Source organism: uncultured Sphingomonas sp. (genome assembly GCF_964021865.1).
Lineage (GTDB): Bacteria > Pseudomonadota > Alphaproteobacteria > Sphingomonadales > Sphingomonadaceae > Sphingomonas.
On record NZ_CAXIAM010000051.1, the window covers coordinates 1 to 22,789 of the forward strand.

Annotated in this window: 22 protein-coding genes and 1 tRNA gene; 13 read left to right on the forward strand and 10 right to left on the reverse strand. The window is 68.5% G+C overall.

Annotated features, from left to right (window positions below; translation table 11 throughout):
- Together AADI75_RS12665 and miaA are read right to left on the reverse strand one after the other, a co-directional pair.
- Nucleotides 1–1,240, reverse strand: a 1,240-nt coding sequence (locus tag AADI75_RS12665) for a thiamine pyrophosphate-binding protein (protein ID WP_341209380.1), incomplete at its 3' end; no start/stop codon positions are given.
- Nucleotides 1,241–1,312: 72 nt separating this feature from the next.
- Nucleotides 1,313–2,218: a tRNA (adenosine(37)-N6)-dimethylallyltransferase MiaA gene (gene miaA, locus AADI75_RS12670; protein ID WP_341209381.1), complete on the reverse strand. Its 906-nt coding sequence runs from the start codon at nt 2,216–2,218 to the stop codon at nt 1,313–1,315.
- Here miaA and serB point away from each other — a divergent pair.
- The 3 genes from serB (at nt 2,217) to AADI75_RS12685 (ending at nt 4,690) form a co-directional block, all read left to right on the forward strand.
- Nucleotides 2,217–3,098 carry a phosphoserine phosphatase SerB gene (serB, locus tag AADI75_RS12675; RefSeq protein ID WP_341209382.1) on the forward strand — a complete coding sequence of 294 codons (882 nt, stop codon included), beginning with the start codon at nt 2,217–2,219 and terminating at the stop codon, nt 3,096–3,098. The genes miaA and serB overlap by 2 nt on opposite strands.
- A 78-nt stretch (nt 3,099–3,176) precedes the next feature.
- Nucleotides 3,177–3,893 (forward strand): ParA family protein, encoded by a 717-nt coding sequence (locus tag AADI75_RS12680; RefSeq protein WP_341209383.1) that lies wholly within the window; start codon nt 3,177–3,179, stop codon nt 3,891–3,893.
- Nucleotides 3,893–4,690: a tetratricopeptide repeat protein gene (locus tag AADI75_RS12685; RefSeq protein ID WP_341209384.1), complete on the forward strand. Its 798-nt coding sequence runs from the start codon at nt 3,893–3,895 to the stop codon at nt 4,688–4,690. The genes AADI75_RS12680 and AADI75_RS12685 overlap by 1 nt, the downstream gene beginning before the upstream one ends.
- 10 nt (nt 4,691–4,700) lie before the next feature.
- Here the strand turns inward: AADI75_RS12685 and AADI75_RS12690 are convergent, their stop codons facing one another.
- The 4 genes from AADI75_RS12690 to AADI75_RS12705 form a co-directional block, all read right to left on the reverse strand.
- Nucleotides 4,701–5,921: a dihydroorotase gene (locus tag AADI75_RS12690; protein WP_341209385.1), complete on the reverse strand. Its 1,221-nt coding sequence runs from the start codon at nt 5,919–5,921 to the stop codon at nt 4,701–4,703.
- On the reverse strand, nt 5,918–6,907 hold the full coding sequence (locus AADI75_RS12695) for an aspartate carbamoyltransferase catalytic subunit (RefSeq protein ID WP_341209386.1): 990 nt from the start codon (nt 6,905–6,907) through the stop codon (nt 5,918–5,920). The genes AADI75_RS12690 and AADI75_RS12695 overlap by 4 nt, the downstream gene beginning before the upstream one ends.
- Nucleotides 6,908–7,078: 171 nt before the next feature.
- Entirely contained in the window at nt 7,079–7,543 is a 465-nt protein-coding gene (ruvX, locus tag AADI75_RS12700) for a Holliday junction resolvase RuvX (RefSeq protein ID WP_341209387.1), read from the reverse strand.
- 241 nt (nt 7,544–7,784) lie between these two features.
- Entirely contained in the window at nt 7,785–8,885 is a 1,101-nt protein-coding gene (locus AADI75_RS12705; RefSeq protein ID WP_341209388.1) for a DUF3089 domain-containing protein, read from the reverse strand.
- Nucleotides 8,886–9,019: 134 nt separating this feature from the next.
- Here AADI75_RS12705 and gatC point away from each other — a divergent pair, with 134 nt between their 5' ends.
- The 3 genes from gatC to AADI75_RS12720 all read left to right on the forward strand — a co-directional run bounded on the left by gatC (nt 9,020) and on the right by AADI75_RS12720 (nt 11,621).
- Nucleotides 9,020–9,307, forward strand: coding sequence for an Asp-tRNA(Asn)/Glu-tRNA(Gln) amidotransferase subunit GatC (gatC, locus tag AADI75_RS12710; RefSeq protein ID WP_159759001.1), 288 nt, complete (start codon nt 9,020–9,022; stop codon nt 9,305–9,307).
- Nucleotides 9,307–10,791, forward strand: a complete 1,485-nt coding sequence (gene gatA, locus AADI75_RS12715; protein ID WP_341209389.1) for an Asp-tRNA(Asn)/Glu-tRNA(Gln) amidotransferase subunit GatA — start codon at nt 9,307–9,309, stop codon at nt 10,789–10,791. The genes gatC and gatA overlap by 1 nt, the downstream gene beginning before the upstream one ends.
- 92 nt (nt 10,792–10,883) lie before the next feature.
- Nucleotides 10,884–11,621 (forward strand): FkbM family methyltransferase, encoded by a 738-nt coding sequence (locus AADI75_RS12720; RefSeq protein ID WP_341209390.1) that lies wholly within the window; start codon nt 10,884–10,886, stop codon nt 11,619–11,621.
- 32 nt (nt 11,622–11,653) lie between these two features.
- Here the strand turns inward: AADI75_RS12720 and AADI75_RS12725 are convergent, their stop codons facing one another.
- The gene (locus AADI75_RS12725; RefSeq protein ID WP_341209391.1) at nt 11,654–12,706 is read right to left on the reverse strand and encodes a glycosyltransferase family 61 protein; all 1,053 of its coding nucleotides are present in this window, start codon (nt 12,704–12,706) and stop codon (nt 11,654–11,656) included.
- A gap of 148 nt (nt 12,707–12,854) precedes the next feature.
- Between AADI75_RS12725 and gatB the strand changes: the two genes are divergently transcribed.
- Nucleotides 12,855–14,291: an Asp-tRNA(Asn)/Glu-tRNA(Gln) amidotransferase subunit GatB gene (gatB, locus tag AADI75_RS12730; RefSeq protein ID WP_341209392.1), complete on the forward strand. Its 1,437-nt coding sequence runs from the start codon at nt 12,855–12,857 to the stop codon at nt 14,289–14,291.
- A 243-nt stretch (nt 14,292–14,534) separates the two neighbouring features.
- Here the strand turns inward: gatB and AADI75_RS12735 are convergent, their stop codons facing one another.
- Complete coding sequence (locus AADI75_RS12735) at nt 14,535–14,735, reverse strand: hypothetical protein (RefSeq protein WP_159758995.1); 201 nt, start codon at nt 14,733–14,735, stop codon at nt 14,535–14,537.
- Nucleotides 14,736–14,747: 12 nt separating this feature from the next.
- Entirely contained in the window at nt 14,748–14,900 is a 153-nt protein-coding gene (locus AADI75_RS12740; protein WP_341209393.1) for a hypothetical protein, read from the reverse strand.
- Nucleotides 14,901–15,005: 105 nt separating this feature from the next.
- On the opposite strand from AADI75_RS12740, the gene AADI75_RS12745 reads away from it, so the two are divergent.
- From AADI75_RS12745 to clpP, 5 genes are all read left to right on the forward strand, one after another.
- A tRNA-Leu gene (locus tag AADI75_RS12745) sits at nt 15,006–15,090 on the forward strand.
- A gap of 58 nt (nt 15,091–15,148) precedes the next feature.
- Nucleotides 15,149–16,840, forward strand: coding sequence for a trigger factor (gene tig, locus AADI75_RS12750; protein WP_341209394.1), 1,692 nt, complete (start codon nt 15,149–15,151; stop codon nt 16,838–16,840).
- A gap of 143 nt (nt 16,841–16,983) precedes the next feature.
- Nucleotides 16,984–18,552, forward strand: coding sequence for an A24 family peptidase (locus AADI75_RS12755; RefSeq protein ID WP_341209395.1), 1,569 nt, complete (start codon nt 16,984–16,986; stop codon nt 18,550–18,552).
- Nucleotides 18,549–19,493 (forward strand): glycosyltransferase family 2 protein, encoded by a 945-nt coding sequence (locus AADI75_RS12760; protein WP_341209396.1) that lies wholly within the window; start codon nt 18,549–18,551, stop codon nt 19,491–19,493. Before AADI75_RS12755 ends, AADI75_RS12760 begins: the two co-directional genes overlap by 4 nt.
- A gap of 56 nt (nt 19,494–19,549) precedes the next feature.
- On the forward strand, nt 19,550–20,239 hold the full coding sequence (gene clpP / locus AADI75_RS12765; protein ID WP_341209397.1) for an ATP-dependent Clp endopeptidase proteolytic subunit ClpP: 690 nt from the start codon (nt 19,550–19,552) through the stop codon (nt 20,237–20,239).
- Here the strand turns inward: clpP and AADI75_RS12770 are convergent.
- Nucleotides 20,223–21,791 (reverse strand): hypothetical protein, encoded by a 1,569-nt coding sequence (locus AADI75_RS12770; RefSeq protein ID WP_341209398.1) that lies wholly within the window; start codon nt 21,789–21,791, stop codon nt 20,223–20,225. The genes clpP and AADI75_RS12770 overlap by 17 nt on opposite strands.
- 265 nt (nt 21,792–22,056) lie before the next feature.
- Between AADI75_RS12770 and clpX the strand changes: the two genes are divergently transcribed.
- On the forward strand, nt 22,057–22,789 hold a 733-nt coding region (clpX, locus tag AADI75_RS12775), incomplete at its 3' end, for an ATP-dependent Clp protease ATP-binding subunit ClpX (RefSeq protein ID WP_341209399.1).

Genomic DNA, 22,789 nt, shown 5'->3' on the forward strand with positions numbered 1-22,789 from the left:
GCTGCGCGGCCCACATCTGGTGCTGGCCGACCTCGGTGGTGATGATCGGCTGGCGGTGATGCGTGGCGTCGTACAGCGCGCGCACCGCACGCTGCGGCATGATCTCGCCATTGTTCTCGTTCGGCCCGGTTTCGGGGAAGTCGAGGCACTTGCGCGCCCGCCACCCCTCGATCCGCCGCAGCCATTCCGCGATATCGGGCTTGGGATGCTGCCGCGCCTTCCAGACGTGGATCATGTCCTGCATCGCATGGCCGGCATCGGCGACGATCGGAAGGTCGATCCGCACCGTCTTGTTGATGCTCGACCGGTCGATGTCGATATGCACCTTGCGGCTGTTGGGCGAAAAGGCGTCGAGCCGTCCCGTCACCCGATCATCGAAGCGCGAGCCGATCGCGACGACCAGATCGGCCTGGTTCATCGCCATATTGGCTTCATAGGTGCCGTGCATCCCCAGCATCCCGAGCCATTGCGGCCCGCTGGCGGGATAGGCGCCGAGCCCCATCAGCGTAGAGGTGACCGGCGCGCCGGTGATCTTCGCCAGCTCCACCAGCAATTGCGCTGCCGCGGGGCCGGAGTTGATGACCCCGCCACCGGTGTACAGCACCGGTCGTTCGGCGGCGGCGAGCATGTCGACGACCTGCTCGATCGCGGCGCGATCGGCCTTGATCTGCGGGCGATAGGTCTTGTGCTGGATCGGGCCGGGCTTGGCATAGCCGGCGGTTGCGACCTGCACGTCCTTGGGGATGTCGACCACCACCGGACCCGGACGGCCCGAGATGGCGATATGGAACGCCTCGTGGATGACCGCGCCGAGCCGCGCCGGGTCCTTCACGAGATAATTGTGCTTCGAGCAGTGGCGCGTGATGCCGACGGTATTGGCCTCTTGGAACGCGTCCGAGCCGATGAGCGCGGTCGGCACCTGCCCGGTGATGACCACCATCGGGATCGAATCGAGCAGCGCGTCGGTGATCCCGGTCACCGCGTTGGTCGCACCGGGGCCGGAGGTGACCAGCACGACGCCGGGCTTGCCGGTCGAGCGCGCATAGCCCTCCGCGGCATGGGTCGCGGCCTGTTCGTGACGCACGAGGATGTGCCGGATCCGCTTCGACCGGAACAAGGCGTCGTAGATCGGCAGGACGGCACCGCCCGGATAGCCGAACACGACCTCCACGCCGAGATCGCACAGCGCCTCGACCAGGATGTCTGCTCCGCTCTTCTCGGTCACGTCACGTCTCCTCATTGGGAAGGGGCAAGCGTCTTAGCCCGCCGGGTCCGGAGGCGCTACGGCATAGAAAGTTACGCGTCAACAGCTTTATGCGAAATAAAATTGCGGATTTGGCGCGGTGCAACATTGCCAGTCAGCAGGCAACTGATTGCGAAACCACGTATATTGTCGCTTGGCGTAGCGCCGCGTGGCAAGCTGTGCCGCCGCCAGCGCGTCGTCGCGCGACAGCGTGCCGCGGAGCATGGCAGCGATTTCGGGCACCCCGATCGCGCGCCACACCGGCGCATCGGGGGGCACGTCGGCGCGCGCGAGCAGCGCTGCGACCTCCTCGATCCCCCCATCGTCGAACATCTGCACCAGCCGCGCATCGCAGCGCGCCATCAGCGTCTCGCGATCGGGCAGCAATACCAGCCCGCGCACGTCGAGCGCATCGCCGATCCCGCCGCATCGATCGGCCTGCCATGCCGCCAACGGCCGCCCGGTCGATCGCACGACCTCCAATGCGCGCGCGACCCGCGTGGTATCGCGCGCGTTGAGCCGCGCCGCCGCTTCCGGGTCCTCCAGCGACAGCGCCGCGTAGGCGTCGGCGACCGCCATCGCACGCACCGCCGCGCGGACGTCGGCGTCGATCTCCGGCACCGGCGCGATACCGTCGAGCAGGGTGCGCAGGTACAGCCCGGTCCCGCCGACCAGTACCGGCACCCCGCCCGCGGCATGGACAAGCCGCACCGCCGCCGCGGCGTCGTCGGCCCAGCGCGCCGCCGAACACGCCTCCGCACCGTCGATATAGCCGAACAGCCGGTGCGGCACGCGTGCCTCGTCGGCCGGGGAGGGACGTGCCGACAGCACGCACAGGTCGCGATACACCTGACTGGCATCGGCGTTGATCACTGTCCCGCCGACACGTTCCGCCAGTTCGATCGCCAGCGCGCTCTTGCCGCTGGCGGTCGGCCCTGCGATGAGCGCCAGCCTTGGCTTTGCGGGGTTAGGCATGTTCACGGCGACGCTGATAGCAGCAGGGCGGCTGACGCCCAACATCATGGCCGAGGCGCAGGAGCGGCTCGCCGCGGCGGGCTGCGCGCCGACGACGCTGGCGTGGATCGATGAGGGCGACGCCGCCGACTGGCACTTCGAGCTGGCCCCTGCCGATGCGCGCGCCGCGCTGGAGGGTGCGTTCGATCGCGTCGATGTCGTCGTCCAGCCGCGTGACGGCCGGCGCAAGATGCTGCTCGTCGCCGATATGGATTCGACGATGATCACCGTCGAGTGCATCGACGAACTCGCCGATTACGCCGGCCTCAAGCCGAAGATCGCCGCGATCACCGAGGCGGCGATGCGCGGCGAGCTCGATTTCGAGGCGGCGCTCGACGCGCGGGTCGCGTTGCTCAAGGGGCTCGATGCCGCGGTGATCGACACGTGCCGTGCCGAGCGCGTGAAGCTGATGCCGGGCGCGCGCGAACTGGTCCGCACGATGCGCGCGTGGGGGGCGAGCGCGGTGCTGGTGTCGGGCGGGTTCACGCGCTTCGCCGAGCCGGTCGGCGCGGAGATCGGCTTCGATCGCGCGATCGCCAACGTGCTGGAGATCGACGGCGCGATGCTGTCGGGCACCGTCGCGCGCCCGATCGTCGGCGCGGCGACCAAGCGCGAGACCTTGCTGGAAACCCGCGTCGCGCTCGGGCTCGCCGACGCCGCGACGCTGGCGGTCGGCGACGGCGCCAACGATCTGGCGATGATCGAGATCGCCGGGCTGGGGGTCGCTTACCATGCCAAGCCGATCGTCGCGGCGGCGGCGGCGGCGCGCATCGAGCACGGCGACCTCACCGCCCTGCTCTGGGCACAGGGTGTGCCGCGCACCGAATGGGCAACCGTCTGACCGGGCGCCATTAACGCTTCCTCCACCATCCGCGTGGCAAGCAGCCGCACGGATCAACGGGGGACATCGGCAGGCAACATGCGCGTACTCGCGGTCGCATCGCAGAAGGGTGGGTCGGGCAAGACGACGCTCGCCGGGCATCTGGCGGTGCAGGCGGAGCGCGCCGGCCTCGGGTCGGTCGCGTTGCTCGACATGGATCCGCAAGGCACGCTCGCCCCGTGGGCGGGGGCCCGCACCGCGCTTTCGCCGTCGTTCGCCGCGACCGGGGTGACGCGGCTCGCCCCCGATCTGGAAGGATTGCGCGAGCAGGGCGTCCGGCTGGTCGTCATCGACACCCCGCCGGCGCTGACCGTCGCGATCCAGGCCGCGATCCACCTCGCCGAGCTGATCGTAGTACCGACGCGCCCCAGCCCGCACGATCTCCACGCGGTCGGCGGCACCGTCGACTTGTGCGAACGCTCGGGCAAGCCGATGCTGTTCGTCGTCAATGCCGCGACGCCGCACGCCGCGCTGACCGCGGACACCGCCGTCGCGCTGTCGCGGCACGGCACGGTGGCGTCGGTGACGGTGCATCAACGCGCCGAATATGCCGAGTCGATGGCCGACGGGCGCACCGTCATGGAGATCGCCCCTGAAAGCGCCGCCGCGCAGGAAATGGCGGTGCTGTGGGACTGCGTCTCCGACCGGCTCGAAAAGAACTTCCGCCGCACCGTCTTCACCACCGGCACGCTGGGCGGCGGACATGGCGTGGTCCGCGCCACCGCGCACAGCTTCGGCCGCCGGGTGCTTGGCTGATGCGCGTGCTCTTCCGCACCGGCGCGATGCTGCTGCTGGCGCTGGCGCTTTCGGGATGCAGCCTCTGGCATGTCGACTTCGGCCGGGCGCACATGGCGCAGGACGATGTCGCGGCGGCACAGCGCGCACTCAAGCAGCGACGTTGGCCGGTGGCGATCGCGCGCGCCGAACAGGCGGTGGCGCAGGACGGCAGCGACGGCGACCGCCGCGCGCTGCTCGGAACCACCTATCTGCGCGCCGGGCGCTTCCGTTCGGCGGCGCAGGCGTTCGACGACGCGCTCGCCTTACGACAGGCGGACGCCGCCACCGCGCTTCACCTCGCGCTCGCGCAGATCGCCAGCGGGCAGCATGACGCCGCGCAGGCGACGCTGTCGCGCTACGCCGCGCTGATCCCGGCCGCCGATCGCGGGCTGGCGCTGGCGCTGGCCGGTCAGCCGGGGCAGGGCGTCGAGGTGCTGATGGCGGCGATGCGCGTCCCCGGCGCGGATAGCCGCACGCGTCAGAACCTCGCGCTGGCGCTCGCGCTCGCCGGCGAATGGCCCGACGCGCTCTTCCTCGTCGGGCTCGACCTGCCGCCCGCGCAGGCGCGGCAGCGCATCCTCGACTGGATGCGCTTCGCCCGCCCGAACGGCCCTGCCGAGCAGGTCGCCGCGTTGATGAAGATCACTCCGACGATCGACCCGGGCCAGCCCGAGGCGCTCGCCTTGCAGCGCCCGGCACCCGCGGCGCTCGCCGACGCCGACATCGACCGCTTCATGCCGGGCGCACCCGATGACGCGGTCGCGACCGCCCGCTAACGCGACATCCTCACCCCGCGATCGCGCGGCCCCCTTTCCACATCGCCACGACCCGACCCTGCACCGGCAAACCGTCGAACGGCGTATTGCCCGCCTTGCCCGGCAACCGGTCGGCATCGATCTGCCACGGCGCGTGTTCGTCGATCAGGATCACGTCGCCCGGCATCCCCGCCGCCAGCGTTCCCGTCTCCAGCCCGAGCAGTGCCGCCGGCCCGGTCGCCAGCAGCGCGAACAGCCGCGGCAGCGTCACGCGCCCGTCGCGCGCTAGTCCCAGTGCCAGCGGCAGCAACGTCGCCGCATCCGCCGCCCCGGCGCTGGCGTCCGCGAACGGCAGCCGTTTCTCCTCCGGCCCGCGCGGATCGTGCCCCGAACACAGCAGGTCGATCGTCCCGTCCGCCAGCGCCGCCAGCGCCGCCTTGCGGTCGTCCTCGCTGCGCAGCGGTGGGGAGAGATGTGCGAAGGTGCGGAAATCGCTCATCGCATTGTCGCTGAGCAGCAGATACGCCGGGGTGATCCCACACGTCACCCGCACCCCGCGCGCCTTGGCCGCGCGCACCAGCGCGAACCCCGCCGCGGTGGTGACGCAGCGCAGGTGCAGCCGCGCGCCAGTTTCCTCCGCCAGCATCAGGTCGCGCGCGATCGCCAGCGGTTCGGCCAGCGCCGGCGCGGACGGCAGCCCGAGCCGCGTCGCGGTCTCGCCCTCGGTCGCCACCGCGCCCGCCGCCAGCCCGCCGTCCTCGGCATGGGTGACGACCACGACGTCCAGATCGCGCGCATACATCAGCACGCGGTGCATCACCCCCGAATCGGCGATCCAGCCGCGCCCGGTTCCGACCGCGCGCGCCCCCGCCGACAGGCAGATCGCCATCTCGGCAAGGTCCGTGCCCGCCAGCCCGCGCGTCGCCGCGGCGATCGGATGGATCCACAGATCGGGTCGCCCGATCAGCGCCAGTCGCTGCACCGCCCCCGGCTCGTCGAGCACCGGCACCTGATCGGGCATCGGTGCGACCCGCACCACGCCTCCGGCACGCGCCGCCGCGCGATCGATCCGCGCCACGCCGACATCGATGATCCCGGGCGCCAGCAGCTTGCCGCGACAATCGACGCGCTCGGCATGGCTCGGCGCCTCGCCCGACACGATCGAGCCGTCGACGATCAACAGATCGCCCTCGCGTTCGCCGCCCGCCGGACAGACCAGCCGCGCATCGGTCAGGTGCAAGGCGTGCGTCATGCCCAGCCCTCCACCTTGCGCGCGCGCCGTGTCAGCACGTCCAGACAGGCCATCCGCACCGCCACGCCCATCTGCACCTGCTCCGTGATCGCCGATTGCTCGACATGGTCGGCCACCGCCGAGTCGATCTCCACCCCGCGGTTCATCGGCCCGGGGTGCATGACGAGCGCCCCCGGCGCGCGATCGTTCAGCCGCTTCAGCGTCAGCCCGTAGCGGAGATGATATTCGCGCGAGGACGGCACATAGCCGCCGCTCATCCGCTCGGTCTGGAGCCGCAGCATCATCACCACGTCCGCACCCTCGATCGCCTTGTCGAAGTCGGTGAAGGCGGTCACCCCGAACCGCTCGATCGCGGGCGGCATCAACGTCGAGGGCGCGCAGACCCGCACCTCCGCGGCCAGCGCGGTCAGCGCGAGGATGTTCGAGCGCGCGACGCGGCTGTGGAGCAGGTCACCGCAGATCACGACGCGCTTGTTCGCGACGCCGCCCAGCCGCCGCCGGATCGTCAGCGCGTCGAGCAGCGCCTGCGTCGGATGTTCGTGCCGCCCGTCGCCGGCGTTGAGCACCGGGCAATCGACCTTGTCCGCGATCAGCCGCACCGCGCCCGACGACATGTGGCGGATGACGATCACGTCGGCGCGCATCGCGTTCAGCGTCATCGCGGTGTCGATCAGCGTCTCGCCCTTCTTCACGCTCGACTGCGCGGCGTGCATGTTGACGACATCGGCGCCCAGCCGCTTGCCCGCGATCTCGAAGCTGAGCAGCGTGCGCGTGCTGTTCTCGAAAAAGGCGTTGATCTGCGTGAAGCCCGCCAGCCGCTGGTCGGGCGCGGCCCGGGTGCGGTTCGCCTCGACCCACGTCTCCGCTTCGTCGAGCAGGAACGTGATCTCATGGGGCTCCAGGCCTTCGATCCCGGTCAGATGGCGGTGCGGAAACACCGCGCCTCCGGGGATCAGCGTGGCGGGGCGGTGGTCCGACTGGGTCATCGAAGCCGCTGCCTAATGGCGGAGCGGGGAGGGGGCAAGCGGGGGATACGGCCCTTACCGACTCACGTCATCCCCGCGGAGGCGGGGATCCAGACGCGCAGGTCTTCGAAAGGGGCGATACGTCCGAGGTTCTGGCTTCCCGCTTTCGCGGGAATGACGGTCAAGGCAGAATCAGATAGCCGCCACCAGCGCATCGATCGCCGCCTGCAGGATATGCGCCGCGGCATGGTTGTCGATCCGTTCCGCCCGCTTCGCGCGGCTGAAATCCTGTTCGATCAGCGCACGCTCCGCGGCCACCGTCGACCAGCGCTCGTCCCACAGCAGGATCGGGAAGCCGGTATCGCGGCAATTGCGCGCGAACGCCCGCGTCGACTGGCTGCGCGGGCTCTCCGTGCCGTCGAGGTTGAGCGGCAACCCGATCACCCAGCCGCGCACTTGCTGCGCCTGCGACAGCGCGACCAAAGCCGCCTTGTCGGTGGTGAATTTGGTCCGCCGGATCAGGTGCGCCGGGCTCGCGAAGCTCCATTCGGCATCGCACAGCGCGGTGCCGACGGTCTTGGTCCCGACGTCCAGCCCCAGCAACCGCCCGCCCTCGGGCAACATCGCGCGAAACGCCGCCGCGTCGGTGAGGATCATCGGCGCCCCCGTCATTGCGAGCGTAGCGAAGCAATACAGCGCGTCCTGGTCCGGCACTGGATTGCTTCGCTCCGCTCGCAAGGACGGATCAGGTTCTCACGATCGGACACTGAAACACTTACCGATTTCATACCAGCACCCACACCGTTCGTGCTGAGCCTGTCGAAGCACGTGCTCCAGCGAACCCGCTCTCCGACAAGCGCAGGTCGAATGGCGAGTGAAAGTCGGAAAACGCCCGTCCTCACTTCGCCGCCAGCCGCCGCACCGCATCGGCGCGCACGTTCGCCCAGAACAGGCTGTAGTCGTACACGTGATAATTGTTGCCCGGCAGCGTGTATGGCCCGACATCCGGCGGCGATCCGATCAGCAGCAGCCCGCGCCCGCCGCATTGCGCGCCGATCCGCCCCGCCTCGATCCGCGCCTCGCTCAGCGCCGCATTGGGGAATAGCGTCCCCAGATTGGCGCTCGCCGGCGCGGCGGCGTTGGGCGTGCCGGTCAGCGGGTTGGTGCACAGCATCTGCGTGCCGCGCCGCGGCTTGCCGTCGAACCCGGTCGAGCGGTCGTAATTGTCGAGGATCAGCGACGGGTCGGCGGGCTCCGCGAACGTCTGCCACGACAGGATGCAGCCGCGCTGGTCGGCCCGCTCGCACGCCGGCAGCCCGAGCGCGGGCAGGTCGTTGCTCACCGACACCGGCCAGCCGACGACATAGGCTGCGACGATGCGCTTCGCGAGCGGCGTCCCCGCGACGCGGTCCTTGAGCAGATGCGTCAGGTGCAGCCCGCCCTGACTATGCCCGGCGAGGATGATCGGCCGCGTCGGTCCGGCCTCGGCCAGAAACGCGTCGAAGGCGGCGAGGATATCGCCGTAGGCCAGCGCCAGCGCCTGTTCGGCGGCGCGCTGGTCGGTCAGGAACGCGCCGAACGTCGCCTGCCGATACCGCGGCGCCCAGATCTCGCCCGCCTCGTTGAACGCGCTCGCCTGCCCGCGCAGGAACAGGGCGGCACGGTTATTCGCCTCCGTGTCGGTCAGCGGGGCGTTCCAGTGTGCACGATTGAGGTAAGAGGTCGGGTGGATGAAGAACACCGCCGCGCCCCCCGGCGCCTTGCGCGGTGCATAGCCCTGCGGCGTCCACAACGCCGGGTTGCCCGCCAACGCCGGTCGCGCCAGCCACATCGAATCGGGCGCGTAATCCTTGGCGGTCAGCCGGTTCTGGTCGCGAAAGGACTCGCCCGGCACCATCGCCATCCGCATCATCCCCACGCCCCACAGGCGGTAGGCGAAGGCAGCCGCGGTCGCCAGCACGATCAGCGCGACGACGACATAGAGGAATTTGCGGGCCAAATGTGCGTCACCATTGTGCGGTGCAGCAAAAGCGCCGGGTCCGCAACCGCAAAGCTGGTGCCTCAGGAATGCGCCATACGCAACCGTGCGAGGCGTGTTGCAAGATCGGGCCGCCGGGTGGTAGCGGCGGCGGCATGTCCGTTGACACCGCAACCGTCAGGCGCATCGCCGGCCTCGCCCGCATCGCCATCACCGACGACGAAGCCGCCCGGCTCGCGCCCGAACTCGGCAACATCCTCGACTGGATCGAGCAGCTCGGCGAAGTCGACACCGCCGGGGTCGATCCGATGACCGCCGTGATCCCGAACCATCTCCGGCTGCGCGACGACGTCGTCACCGACGGCGGGGTCCGCGATGCGGTGCTCGCCAATGCGCCGCAGGCCGAACACGGCTTCTTCACTGTGCCCAAGGTGATCGAATAATGACCGCACTCACCGATCTGGGCATCGCCGCGATCCGCAACGGCGTGCGCGACGGCGACTTCTCCGCGCGCGACGTGGCTGAGGCGTTCAACGCCGCGGTTGCCGCCGCCAAGCCGCTCAACGCCTTCCTCGTCGAGACCCCCGAGCACGCGCTCGCCGCCGCCGACGCCGCCGATCAGGCGCGCGCGGCCGGCGAGCCCCTGAAGCCGATGGCCGGCGTGCCGATCGGCATGAAGGACCTGTTCTGCACCAGGGGTGTGCCGACCACCGCGGCGAGCCACATCCTCGAAGGCTTCACGCCCGAATATGAGTCGACCGTTTCCCAGAATCTCTGGAACGCCGGCGCGGGGATGCTCGGCAAGCTGAACCTCGACCAGTTCGCGATGGGGTCGTCGAACGAGACCAGCTATTTCGGCAACGTCATCAGCCCGTGGCGGCGCAACGACGGCGGCAACGCCCCGCTCGCGCCCGGCGGCTCGTCGGGCGGCTCGTCCGCGGCGGTCGCGGCGCGGATCGCGCCGGGCGCGACCGGCACCGACACCGGCGGCTCGATCCGGCAGCCGGCGGCGTTCGTCGGCATCTCGGGGATCAAGCCGACCTATGGCCGCTGCTCGCGCTGGGGGACGATCGCCTTCGCCTCGTCGCTCGATCAGGCCGGCGCGATGGCGCGCGACGTCCGCGACTGTGCGATCATGCTGGAGGCGATGGCCGGCTTCGACGCGAAGGACGCGACCTCGCTCGACCTGCCGGTGCCCAACTGGGAAGCGCAGCTCAACGGCTCGCTCGCCGGCAAGCGCGTCGGCATTCCCAAGGAGTATCGCGTCGACGGCATGCCTGCCGAGATCGAGGCGCTCTGGCAGCAGGGGATTGCGTGGCTGAAGGACGCCGGGGCCGAGATCGTTGACGTCTCGCTGCCGCATACCAAATACGCGCTGCCGGCTTATTACATTATTGCTCCCGCAGAGGCCTCGTCAAACCTGGCGCGCTACGATGGCGTGCGTTACGGGCTCCGCGACCTTCCGGACGGTGCTAATTTGCAGGAAATGTATGCACGAACGCGCGCCGAAGGCTTCGGCGACGAGGTCAAGCGCCGCATCCTGATCGGCACCTATGTGCTCTCCGCCGGCTTCTACGACGCTTATTACACGCAGGCGCAGAAGGTCCGCACGCTGATCGCCCGCGATTTCGAGCGTGCCTGGGAGGTCTGCGACGTGCTGCTGACCCCCACCGCGCCCTCGGCGGCGTTCGCGCTCGGCGAGAAATCGGCCGATCCTTTGGCCATGTATCTCAACGACGTATTCACCGTTCCCTCCAGCCTCGCCGGGCTTCCGGCGATGAGCATACCGGGCGGGCTGGACGCGGGGGGGCTGCCGTTGGGGCTGCAGGTGATCGGCAAACCGCTCGACGAACAGGGCGTCCTCGACGCCGCACTGGCGATCGAGGAACGCGCCGGCTTCACCGCGCGCCCGGCCAAGTGGTGGTAGATGCCAGCCTTTTGATGAAGGCGTGAGTCCTTGGGGGAGCGCGCGCGGTGGGATTGCTGGAGCGGATCAGACTGAACGTCGATGATGCGCGCATGTTCGGACCCGGAATATTGATGCGCCATGTCGCGCGCATCACCGGCGCGCAGACGACGCGGGTGAACATACCTTCGGTGGGCCCGGTACATGTCCGCGTCGGCGAAAGCGACATGGCGGCGCTGCGGCAAGTATTTGGCGAGGGCGATTACGATCTTGGCGCCACGTCCCCGGTGACCGAACGTATCCGGGCGCGGGCGGCGGCGATCAAGCGCGAGGGCGGGGTGCCCGTGATCGTCGATGCCGGCGCGAATATCGGCGCCGCAAGCCTCTGGTTCCGCGCGACCTATCCGGGCATCGCACTGGTTGCGATCGAGCCGGAGCCCGTCAATGCGGCGGTGCTACACCGCAATCTCGACGCTCTGCCGGACGTGACCGTCCTCGATGCCGCGGTCGGCGCCCAGCCGGGGTTCGTCTCGATCGCCAATGACGTGTCCGGCTGGGGCGCGCGGACGCTGCCGTCAGAGCACGGCATTCCCGTCGTCACGATCGCCGAGGCAGTGGCCAAAATTCCCGGCGGCGTGCCCTTGATCGTGAAGATCGATATCGAAGGGTTCGAGCGCGAACTGTTCGCGCACAATCTTGATTGGATTGCAGACGCTTATGCGGTCATCATCGAACCGCACGACTGGATGCTTCCCGGCCAGCAATCCAGCCGCAATTTCCAGCGCGCGATGGCGGCGCACGATTTCGAGCTGTTCCTGTCCGGCGAGAACATGATCTACGTCCGCGTCTGATCGACGGGCGGCGATCTTGGCCGTCGCCCGCTTCAGCGCATTGCCGCCTCCACCATGTCGATCGCGCGCAGCAGACGCGCGACCGGCATCGTGAAATCGTCGCCCGTCGCGACGTCACCGACCGAGAAGGCGAACCGCAATCCCACATCGGCCGTGGCGAGCCGGTGGATAGTGTTGAACGACGCGGGCGACTGGATCGCGAACACGCACGCGCCGGGGTCGAGCACGGCATTGGCGTGCGCCAGCGCCGATCCTTCCACCCCCACGACGATGCGGGCGTCGCGCAACGCCCCCGCGATCTGCGCTACCGGCAACGTATCGGGCGCGATGATCGTGAAGCCGCGCGCCGAAAGCGCGGCGATCACCTCTGCCTCGTTGCAAAGGTTGCGTCCTGCCGCTTGCGCGCCGCGGCGGATGAAGACCTTGTCTCCGCCACCGCGTCCCGCAACTGCCGCCCGCAGTCGCGCGCGCACCCGCCTGAACCGCTCCATCCGCGCGGGATTGTAGCCGCGATCGTCAATCAGCCACAATCGTCGCACCCGCGTATCCGCGATGCTGCGCGCCGGCAGATCGAACAACGCCCGGTAGCCTTCGCTGTGCCCGAACCGTGCCGGATCGAGCACCATCGGCACCATTGCGCGTTCGATCGCCAGTTGCTCGCGAGACCAGCCGTCGGCCACCCAATGCCCGAAATAGCGGTCGATCACATAATCGGCGCACAGCATCGCCTCCGGCAGCGTCGCGAAGTGTCCGCGCAACATCTTGCGCTTGCCCGGCCCCGGCCGGATCACCTGCACCCCGCCATGCCGCAGCAGCGTTCCGTCGGCGACGATGACGTCGGGCACGACCTGCGCGGTCGTCGCAGGCTCGATCCGGCTGGTATGCAGCAGCCGGTCCAGATCGTCCTTGGGGGCGACGCCCGGATAATGCGCGACGATCCGGTCGAGTTCGTCCGGCAGGAAGAGCGCCGGCGCGCGCTCGACCCGCCCCGCCGGATCAATGTCGACCGTCTCCGCCCCCCGCCAGAACCCTCCCGCATCGAGCGGTCGCACGATCCGCGCGGTGAGCGGACGAAGGCTGTACATCACGTCGGTCCCCACGATAGCGCCGCGCTTGGACCGCGCGTCGCCGCCCAAGTCAAGCGGGGCGGACATTGCCAGCACGCGGTGCGTATCCTAGAGCGACACGCTTCCAGCAAGGAGCGGAAAGACGGTGACCGCGAGCGCGTATCGAGTGAAGGGTAGCACGGGCGACTGGGAAGTCGTGATTGGGCTGGAGGTCCATGCCCAGGTGACCAGCAACGCCAAATTGTTCTCGGGCGCAGCGACCACGTTCGGTGCCGAGCCCAACACGCAGGTGTCGCTGGTCGACGCCGCGATGCCGGGGATGCTGCCCGTCCCCAACTGCGAGTGCATCCGTCAGGCGGTGCGTACCGGGATGGCGATCGACGCCCAGATCAACACATGGTCGCGGTTCGATCGCAAGAATTACTTCTACGCCGATCTGCCGCAGGGCTATCAGATCAGCCAGCTCTATCACCCGCTGGTCGGCGAGGGTGCGATCGAGATCGAAGTCGGCGACGACACCAAGACGATCGGCGTCGAGCGCATCCACGTCGAGCAGGACGCCGGCAAGCTGATGCACGACCAGCATCCGACGCGCTCATACGTCGACCTCAACCGGTCGGGGGTCGCGCTGATGGAGATCGTCAGCCGTCCCGACATGCGCTCGCCCGCCGAGGCCGGCGCGTATCTGACCAAGCTGCGGTCGATCCTGCGCTACGTCGGGTCATGCGACGGCAATATGGACCAGGGCTCGATGCGCGCCGATGTCAACGTCTCGGTGCGCAAGCCCGGCCACGAGTTTGGCACGCGCACCGAGACGAAGAACGTCAACTCGATCCGCTTCGTCATGCAGGCGATCGAGCATGAGGCGGCGCGGCAGGTCGATGTGCTGGAGGCCGGCGGCACGATCGTGCAGGAAACGCGGCTGTTCAACCCGGACACCGGCACGACGCGCTCGATGCGCTCGAAGGAAGACGCGCACGATTATCGCTACTTCCCAGATCCCGATTTGCTCCCGCTCGAACTGGACGCGGCGTTCCTCGACGAGTGCCGCGCCAGCCTCCCCGAACTGCCCGACGCCAAGCGTGCGCGCTACGAGGGGCTGGGGATCACGCCCTACAACGCGCAGGTGCTGACCGCCGAGGTCGAGAGCGCGCGCTGGTTCGACGCCCTGCTCGACGCGGGCGCGAAGCCGGTGGCCGCTGCCAATTGGGTGACCAGCGAGTTGTTCGGGGCGCTCAATCGACTGGGCCGCTCGATCGGCGACAGCCCGGTGATGCCCGGTCAGGCCGCCGAACTGCTCGCGCTCGTCGCCGATGGCACGCTGTCGGGCAGCCTCGCCAAGCAGGTGTTCGAGGCGATGCTGGAAACCGGCGACGCGCCGGGCAAGATCGTCGAGGAGCGCGGCCTGAAGCAGACCAGCGACACCGGCGCGATCGAGGCGGTGATCGCCGACGTGCTGGCGAAGAACCCCGGCCAGCTCGAACAATATCGCGGCGGCAAGGTCGCCTTGTTCGGCTTCTTCGTCGGCCAGACGATGAAGTCGATGGGCGGCAAGGCCAATCCCGCGGTCGTCAACGATCTGCTGAAGAAAGCGCTGGGCTGACGATCGACGGCGCGCGCCGCGGCGGTGTGGACAATCGACCACAGCGTTTCGCGGCGCGCCCGTCTGAATGTCGAAGAGTTGGCGACTATCCGCGTCGATCGCCATCCGGTGCCATCGCCTCACCTTGAGCCGGGGCTCCGCTTCTTGCGTCGGCTTCCGACCAGCGGAGCTCCGGCTCAGGTCGTGAGCGATGAAGAGGCTACGCTATAAAGTGCGACGACAGGCGGTCATTGAAGCCGCTCCTCACTGCTGCGTCAGATCCTGATTTTTCACCTCGCCGCCAGTGCCGCTGTTGCCGTCGAACTCGCCGGTGTCCGTGAAGCGCGCCGGCTCCTTGCCGCCTTCGCCGCGCGCCACGGCGTCGCTGCGGGCTTCGACCGCCTGCTGGATATCGGGCCGCTCGTCATCGCGGTTCGGGATCGGATCGATCGTCTTCTCGGTCATGTCGTGCGCCTTTCAGATGCTGGGGGTCGTCGGCGACGGCGCGCCGGGCGCGGGGACGTCGATGTCGGGCCCGGGCGGGGTGATTTCGGGCGGCGGCGTATCGGGCGTGCCGGGCTGAGTCGGCTGCGGCACGTCGGCGGGAAGGTCCTCGGGGTTGGTGGCCATGCATTTTTCTCCTTCCATCCCCCAACGCGCCGTAGAAGCCCAGGTTGCCCGCTTGCCCCGTCGCGCGCGTCGGTATAGATGCCGCCGACCGGCGGTGTCCGACTAGCGGGCGTGGCGGAACTGGTAGACGCGCCAGATTTAGGTTCTGGTATCGCAAGATGTGGGGGTTCGATTCCCTTCGCCCGCACCAGTCCCCGCGCAAGCGGGGTTGGCCACCACTCACAAAATTCTTCTGACGAAAGCGGCCAATGCAGACTGTCGAGACGCTGAACGAGGGCCTGAAGCGCGCCTTCACCCTGACGATCCCCGCCGGCGACATCGCCAAGCGGGTCGATGCCGAGCTGAAGCGCGTTGCGCCGCAGATCAAGATGCCGGGCTTCCGCCCGGGCAAGGTGCCGACCAATCTGGTCAAGAAGATGCACGGGCCCGCGATCGAGCAGGACGCGCTCAACACCTCGATCCAGGAAGGCATCCAGGCGCTGATCGCCGAGAAGCAGCTGCGCCCGGCGATGCAGCCGAGCGTCGAGCTGGTCGAGGGCTATGAGTCGGGCAAGGATGCCGAGCTGAAGGTCGAGCTGGAAGTGCTCCCGCAGGTGCCGGCACCCGCGATCGAGGGCCTGAAGCTGGAGCGGCTGACCGTGGCGGTCGACGAATCGGCGATCGACGAGCAGCTCAAGCGCTTCCCCGACGGCGCCAAGCGTTGGGAAGACGCCGGCGACAAGGCCGCCGAGACCGGCGATCAGGTCGTCATGGACTTCGTCGGCAAGACGCTGGACGGCGTCGCGTTTGACGGCGGCACCGGCACCGACATGGCGGTCGAGATCGGTGCGGGTCGCCTGATCCCCGGCTTCGAGGAGCAGGTCGTCGGTGCGAAGGCCGGCGAGGAGCGCCAGATCAAGGTGACGTTCCCCGAGGACTACGGCGCGAAGGAACTGGCCGGCCAGGACGCGACCTTCGACCTGACGATCAAGTCGGTGAAGACCGCCGGCGAGAGCCAGATCGACGACGAGATGGCCAAGAGCCTCGGTCTCGAGAGTCTCGAGCAGCTCCGTGGTCTGGTGAAGGGCCAGTTCGAGCAGGAGAACAACGGCCTGACGCGCACCTATATGAAGCGCAAGCTGCTCGACCAGCTGGCCGAGGGGCATGACTTCGAAGTGCCGCCGTCGATGGTCGAGGCCGAGTTCAACCAGATCTGGCAGCAGCTCCAGCACGAAGCGACGCACGAGCCCGATCCGCAGGCTGCGCTCGACGAGATGGAGAAGGAGCGCGACGATTACCGCAAGATCGCCGAGCGCCGCGTCCGTCTCGGCCTGCTGCTGAGCGAGATCGGTCAGGCGAACGGCGTCGAGGTGACCCAGCAGGAAATGCAGCGGCTGTTGATGCAGGCGGCGCAGCAATACGGTCCCGAGGATCGTCAGCGCTTCATGCAGTACGTCCAGCAGGACCCGATGGCCGCCGCGCAGCTCCGCGCGCCGCTGTACGAGGACAAGGTCGTCGACTTCCTGTTCGACAAGGCCGAGATCACGGATCGTGAGACGACCAAGGAAGAGTTGGAAGCCGCGATCGAGAGCGAGGACGGTTTCGCGACCGGCACGCACAGCCACGATCACGACAACCACAAGCCCAAGCAGACCCGCGCCAAGAAGAAGGCCGAGCCGGCCGCCGAGGGCGACGAGGCCGCTGACGAGGCGAAGCCGGCCAAGAAGGCCGCCGCCAAGAAGCCGGTCGCCAAGGGCGAGGACGCCGGTGCGGTGACCGAGCCGGCCGGGGCGGACGCCGAAGCAGCACCGGCCAAGAAGCCGCGCGCCAAGAAGGCCGCGCCGGTCGAGGCCGAGACGCAGGTGACCGAATCGTCGCCGGAAGCCGCCGAGGCGGCCGAGGGCACGCAGGCCGCCGACGCCGCGCCGGCGAAGAAGCCGCGCGCGAAGAAGACCCAGTAAGTCGCCATGCGCCCGGACCTCTGTGCTGACGCGCACGAGGTCCGGGTGCTGCCCACTGTCCCATCGCCGCACGACGAAGGCGGATGACGCCCCTGTTTTCGGCTGTTAGACGCGGCCCGATGGGGCGTGAAACGGGGGCTGGCATGGACATGGCGCTGAGCGGCGATAGCGCCGGGCGAACGGTTGCTCCGTCCGGTAACCGCGTGCGCGGGCTCGACATTGTCCGGCACATCGTCTGCGTCCTCGCGCTGATGTGGACCGGGATCGTCAACGGTCAGCCGTTCTTTTTCCCCGACAGCACCAACTACGTCCGCGCCGCCGATCTGGCGGTGCATCTCGCCTCGGGCCGGACGATCTCGACGGTGTGGACCGCGCGCTATGCCGACGATCTGCCGGCCAGGCAGGCTGCCCCCGCCTCGGCACCGAACGCACCCTCGAACAACCCCGAGGCCAAACATCGCACCAGCGCGAACGACCTGAAAAGCGGGTTGGTGATGAGCGGCCGCTCGCCGTACATCGGCGCGCTGCTGTATGCCGGCTGGGTGCTCGGCTGGTTCTGGCCGTTCGTGTTGCTGCAGGCGGTGATCGCCTATCTGCTCATCATCATGGTCCTGCGTCGCTTCGATCTGGCGCGCGCCTCGATCGTGACCCTCGTCACGCTGATACTGTCGTTCACCACCAGCTTGCCGACCTACAACAGCATGCTGCTCGCCGACGCCTTTGCCTCCTTCGGAATGCTGTCGCTGGTGTTGCTCGCGCTGCCGGGGCGGTTGTCGCGCTGGCAGATCGCGTTTCTGGTCGCGGTCATCGTGATGTCGGTGATCGCGCATCTCACGCACCTGACCATGTTGGCGGGCATGACCGGCGCGATCGTGCTGCTGCGGCTGCTGGGATGGCTGCGTCCGCAGCCGCGCGTCTGGTACGCTGCCGTCGGCGCGATGATCGTGGCCGTGCTGGCAATGCAGGCGACGACCTACGCCACGCGGGTCGCGGTCGGGCGCCCGCCGCAGTTGCTGCCGTTGCTGACGGCCCGCTTCTATGCCGATGGGCCGGGCAAGAAGTTCATCGAGGCGGGCTGCGACGGTCGGCGCTTCGAGGCGTGCCGCATCCCGATGGGCAAGCCCTTCGACAATTCGAGCTGGCTCTTTTCGGTCGAGCCCGAAACCGGTGCCTATATGCTCGCCACGCCCGAGCAGCGCCGCCTGATGGGCGAGCAGGATGTCGCCTTTGCCACCGCCGTGCTGCGCGCCTACCCGGTCGAGCAGATCACCGCTTCCGTCCACGATACGATCCGGCAGGTGCTGTGGATCGATTACGACGCGCTCAATCAGGGCTGCGGCACCGGGCCGGAATGCTGGGAAAGCCTGCCGCCCGTGGTTCGCGCGCGATTCATGCAAACACCGTCCGGCCGCAACGCGTGGCCGCGCGACCTGATGAACGGCATCCTCTATGCCGCGGTGATCGCGTCGTTGCTGGCGCTTGCGGTGACGATGCCGATGCTCGCGCGCCACGATCGCGACGGTTTCGTCAAGATGCGCAACGTGCTGGTCATCACCGGCGTGGGGATGCTGGTCTGCTGCTTCTTCGGTGGAGCGGTCGCCGATCCGCAATATCGCTATCAAGGGCGACTGATCTGGTTGCCGGTCTTATTCGCGCTGATCGCGGTGCTGCGCGCCCGGCAGGTGCGTCGCGCGGAGGTCGTGCCGCAGTGAACCCGGCCGCGCGGATCGCGGTGCTGTTGCCGTGCTATAACGAGGAAGCCGCGATTGCGCAGACGATCGCGTCCTTCCGCGCCGCGCTGCCGGATGCCGCCATCTACGTCTACGATAACAACAGCCGCGATCGCACGCGCGAGCGCGCCGTCGCGGCGGGCGCGATCGTCCGTACCGAGCGCATCCAGGGCAAGGGCGCGGTGGTGCGCCGGATGTTCGCCGACGTCGACGCCGACGTCTATGTGATGGCAGACGGCGACGCGACCTACGACGCCAGCGCCGCGCCCGCGCTGGTCGCGCGGATGCTCGACGAGCAGCTCGACATGGTGGTCGGTTGCCGCGTCGGCGAGGCCGCGGCCGCCTATCGTCGCGGGCACCGGTTCGGCAATGCGCTGCTCACGGGCATGCTGACGCGGCTGTTCGGGCGCAGCTTCACCGATATCCTGACCGGCTACCGCGTGTTCTCGCGCCGCTTCGTCAAGAGCTTCCCGGTGCTGTCGGTGGGGTTCGAGATCGAAACCGAGATCAGCGTCCACGCGCTCGAACTCAAGATGCCGGTCGGCGAGATCGATACACCCTATTTCGCGCGCCCCAAAGGATCGGTGTCGAAGCTGAGCACCTATCGCGACGGCTGGCGCATCCTCGGCACGATCGCGACGCTCTATCGCATCGAGCGGCCGTTATGGTTCTTCGGCGGGATCGGCGGCGTGCTTGCGCTGCTGGCGGTCATTCTCGCGGTGCCGCTGGTCGTCACCTACATGCACACCGGCCTCGTGCCGCGTTTCCCGACGGCGATCCTGACCACCGGGCTCATCATCCTGGCGGCATTGTGCTTTTTCGCTGGGTTGATCCTCGACACGGTGGTGCGCGGGCGACGCGAGGTGCGCCGACTCGCCTATCTGCAACTGCCGGCGCCGCGGCGGGTGAGCGAAGGGGCTTGAACCGTTTCGCGGAAGCACCGATGTTGCGGCTCTTCCTAAGCGAAAAGAGAGTTTCCATGCACAATCCGTTCGAGACCGGCGACTTCGCGGGCAAGCTGGCGAGCGCCGGGATCGGCCTGCAATCGACGTCGGCCGGGCTGGTCCCGATCGTGATCGAGCAGTCGAACCGTGGCGAGCGCTCGTTCGACATTTTCTCGCGGCTGCTGCGCGAGCGGATCATTTTCGTGACCGGCGGGGTCGAGGACGGCATGGCCAGCCTGATCTGCGCGCAGCTGTTGTTCCTTGAATCGGAGAACCCGAAGAAGGACATCTACATGTACATCAACTCGCCGGGCGGTGTCGTCACGGCGGGGATGGCGATCCACGACACGATGCAGTACATCCGCCCGCGGGTCGGCACGCTCTGCATCGGTCAGGCGGCGTCGATGGGCAGCTTCCTGCTCGCGTCGGGTGAGCCGGGGATGCGGGTGGCGACCACCAACAGCCGCATCATGATCCACCAGCCGTCGGGCGGCGCGCAGGGCATGGCCGCGGATATCGAGATCCAGGCGCGCGAGATCCTTCGGATGCGCCACTTCCTCAATTCGCTCTACGCCAAGTACACCGGCAAGCCGCTCGAGGAGATCGAGCGCGCGATGGACCGTGACAAGTTCATGAGCGCCGAAGAGGCCAAGGAGTTCGGCCTGATCGATCAGGTGTTCGACAAGCGGCCGCAGCCGACCGAGGACGTCAGCGCGGCGGCCTGATCTGGTACAACCGCGACCGGTCGCTCCGCCAGATCAGGCGGGCGCCGGCCGGGAGCGGCACCGCGATGTCGCGGGCGTCGATCAACCACAGGTAATCGACCCCGCGCCACGGCAGTCCCGCCAGCGTCTCGTGCAGCGGGGTGGACGGGAAGAACCGATCGCAGCGCTCGACCGTGCCGGTGCTCAACAATTCGCCCAGCACCGGATCGATGCGCGACGTCAGCCCCAGCGCCTGTCCCGCGACCGCCGAAAACTGTCCGTTGGCGAACGCGTCGCGACGGGTGGTGGCGTAGGATTGAATGTGGCTCAACCGCGGCGGTGCCCATTCGCGCGCGCACGGCACGATCGACATCGCGGCCACCCGCGCGCCGGGCGGGATCATCGGCAGCACGGCCAGTTCGCGCTCCGCCTGCGCCGACGCGGTGGCGAGCGACGCCGTCGTCAGCGCCAGCCGCAATCCCAGGAAGCCTAGCGCAACGGCCAGCAGCGTCCGCGCCTCACCGCGCCGCTCGCGCACCGCCAGCAACGAGATCGATAGCGCGACCGGGATCAAACGAACCGAGGCGAATTCGGACCCGAACATGCGCCCGGGCAGCAGTATGACCGCCATCCACAGGATCGCGGCGGGCACCGCACCGCGCCATTCGATCGCGACCCGCGGTCGCCCGATCACCGCCAGCGCCACCGCCAATGCCGCCGCCGCGTACAGGAGCAGCGCCGAGGCGATGTCGATCGGCATCCAGCGGTCGCGCAGCACGCCGACCAGCCAGCGCGCGATCTGCGCCCAGGCGAACCACTCGCTGTTCGGCGGAGCCTCGCCGGTCTGCCACAGCAGCAGGAAGGCCAGCGGCCACGCGAACGCCAGCATCGGCCGCACCACGCCGATCGTGAACCGCACCGGATGCCGCCAATCCGCGCGCCGCTCGGCCATCGCGGCACCGCCCGCCAGCAAGCCGAGCACGCCGAAGCCGATGATATGCGCGGTCAGGATCACTGGCGCGGAAACCGCCGCCAGCACCAGTCGCGCGCGTGTCCGTCCCGTGTTGCCGAAATGCAGCCACAGCCCGAACACCACCAGCGCCAGCGACACGGCGAGGCAGGCGTTCACGAACCCGAACGTCAATGGGTAGGCGTAATTCAGCGACAGCGCGAGCAGCGCACCCGCGGTCAGCCGCCCGTGCAGGGCCGCGCCGATCAGTAGCATCCCGAGCCCGCCCAGCGCCGGGATCGCCGCCACGGCGATCCGCGCGGCGTTCTCGACCCCGATCAGGCCCGCCAGCGGCGCGACGATCAGGTCGATCCCCAGGTTCGGGATGAACCGCCATTGATAGGTGAAATTGGCCGCCAGCGCCGGGTTGTGCGCGATCGTCGCTTCGACGTGAAACCGAGCGATGTGCGAGGGCAGGTCGATCAGCAGCGGGATCGGGGTCAGCAGGATCGGCAGTGCCAGCGCCAGCATCGTCAGCACAATGACCGACAGCGACGGCAGCCCGGATGTGTCCCGACCCGGATCGATCGCGTGCCGCAAGGGCGCCGCCGGCGCAGTCGTCATGTCCTGAAGTCCCCCGGAAGACGGGCGTCCCCCGCGACGCGTCTCGATCTTACGGTCGACGGCATGGCGGGAGGAGTCAAGGGGCGCGCGCCCGCCCTTGAAGGTCGCGCACGCAACAGCGATATACGCCGAATGCGGACGGCGGAGCGCCGATCCGGAACGGTCTGCGGAAAAACGGCGCTTTGTACGTTGTTGCTTAAGGAGCGGTGCGTTAGCCTGCGCCGCGCACTGGCGGGTCGATGATCCGCGACGAAGGATGGACTGAATGACGAAACTTAGTGGCGGCGATAGCAAGAGCACCCTCTATTGCTCGTTCTGCGGCAAGTCGCAGCACGAGGTGCGCAAGCTGATCGCCGGACCCACCGTCTTCATCTGCGATGAATGTGTCGAGCTGTGCAACGACATCATCCGCGAAGAGACGAAGTCCGCGCTGGTCGCCAAGAAGGACGGCGGCGTGCCGACGCCGCAGGAAATCTGCGACGTGCTCGACGATTATGTCATCGGGCAGAAGCAGGCAAAGCGCGTGCTGTCGGTGGCGGTGCACAATCACTACAAGCGGCTGAACCACGGCGCGAAGGGCGCCGATGTCGAGCTGGCGAAGAGCAACATCCTGCTCGTCGGTCCCACCGGCTGCGGCAAGACGCTGCTCGCGCAGACGCTCGCGCGCATCCTCGACGTGCCGTTCACGATGGCCGATGCCACGACGCTGACCGAGGCTGGCTATGTCGGTGAGGATGTCGAGAACATCATCCTGAAGCTGCTCCAGGCGTCGGACTACAACGTCGAGCGCGCGCAGCGCGGCATCGTCTACATCGACGAGATCGACAAGATCAGCCGCAAGGCCGAGAACCCCTCGATCACGCGCGACGTGTCGGGCGAGGGCGTTCAGCAGGCGCTGCTCAAGCTGATGGAAGGCACCACCGCCAGCGTGCCGCCGCAGGGGGGGCGCAAGCATCCGCAGCAGGAGTTCCTGCAGGTCGACACGACGAACATCCTGT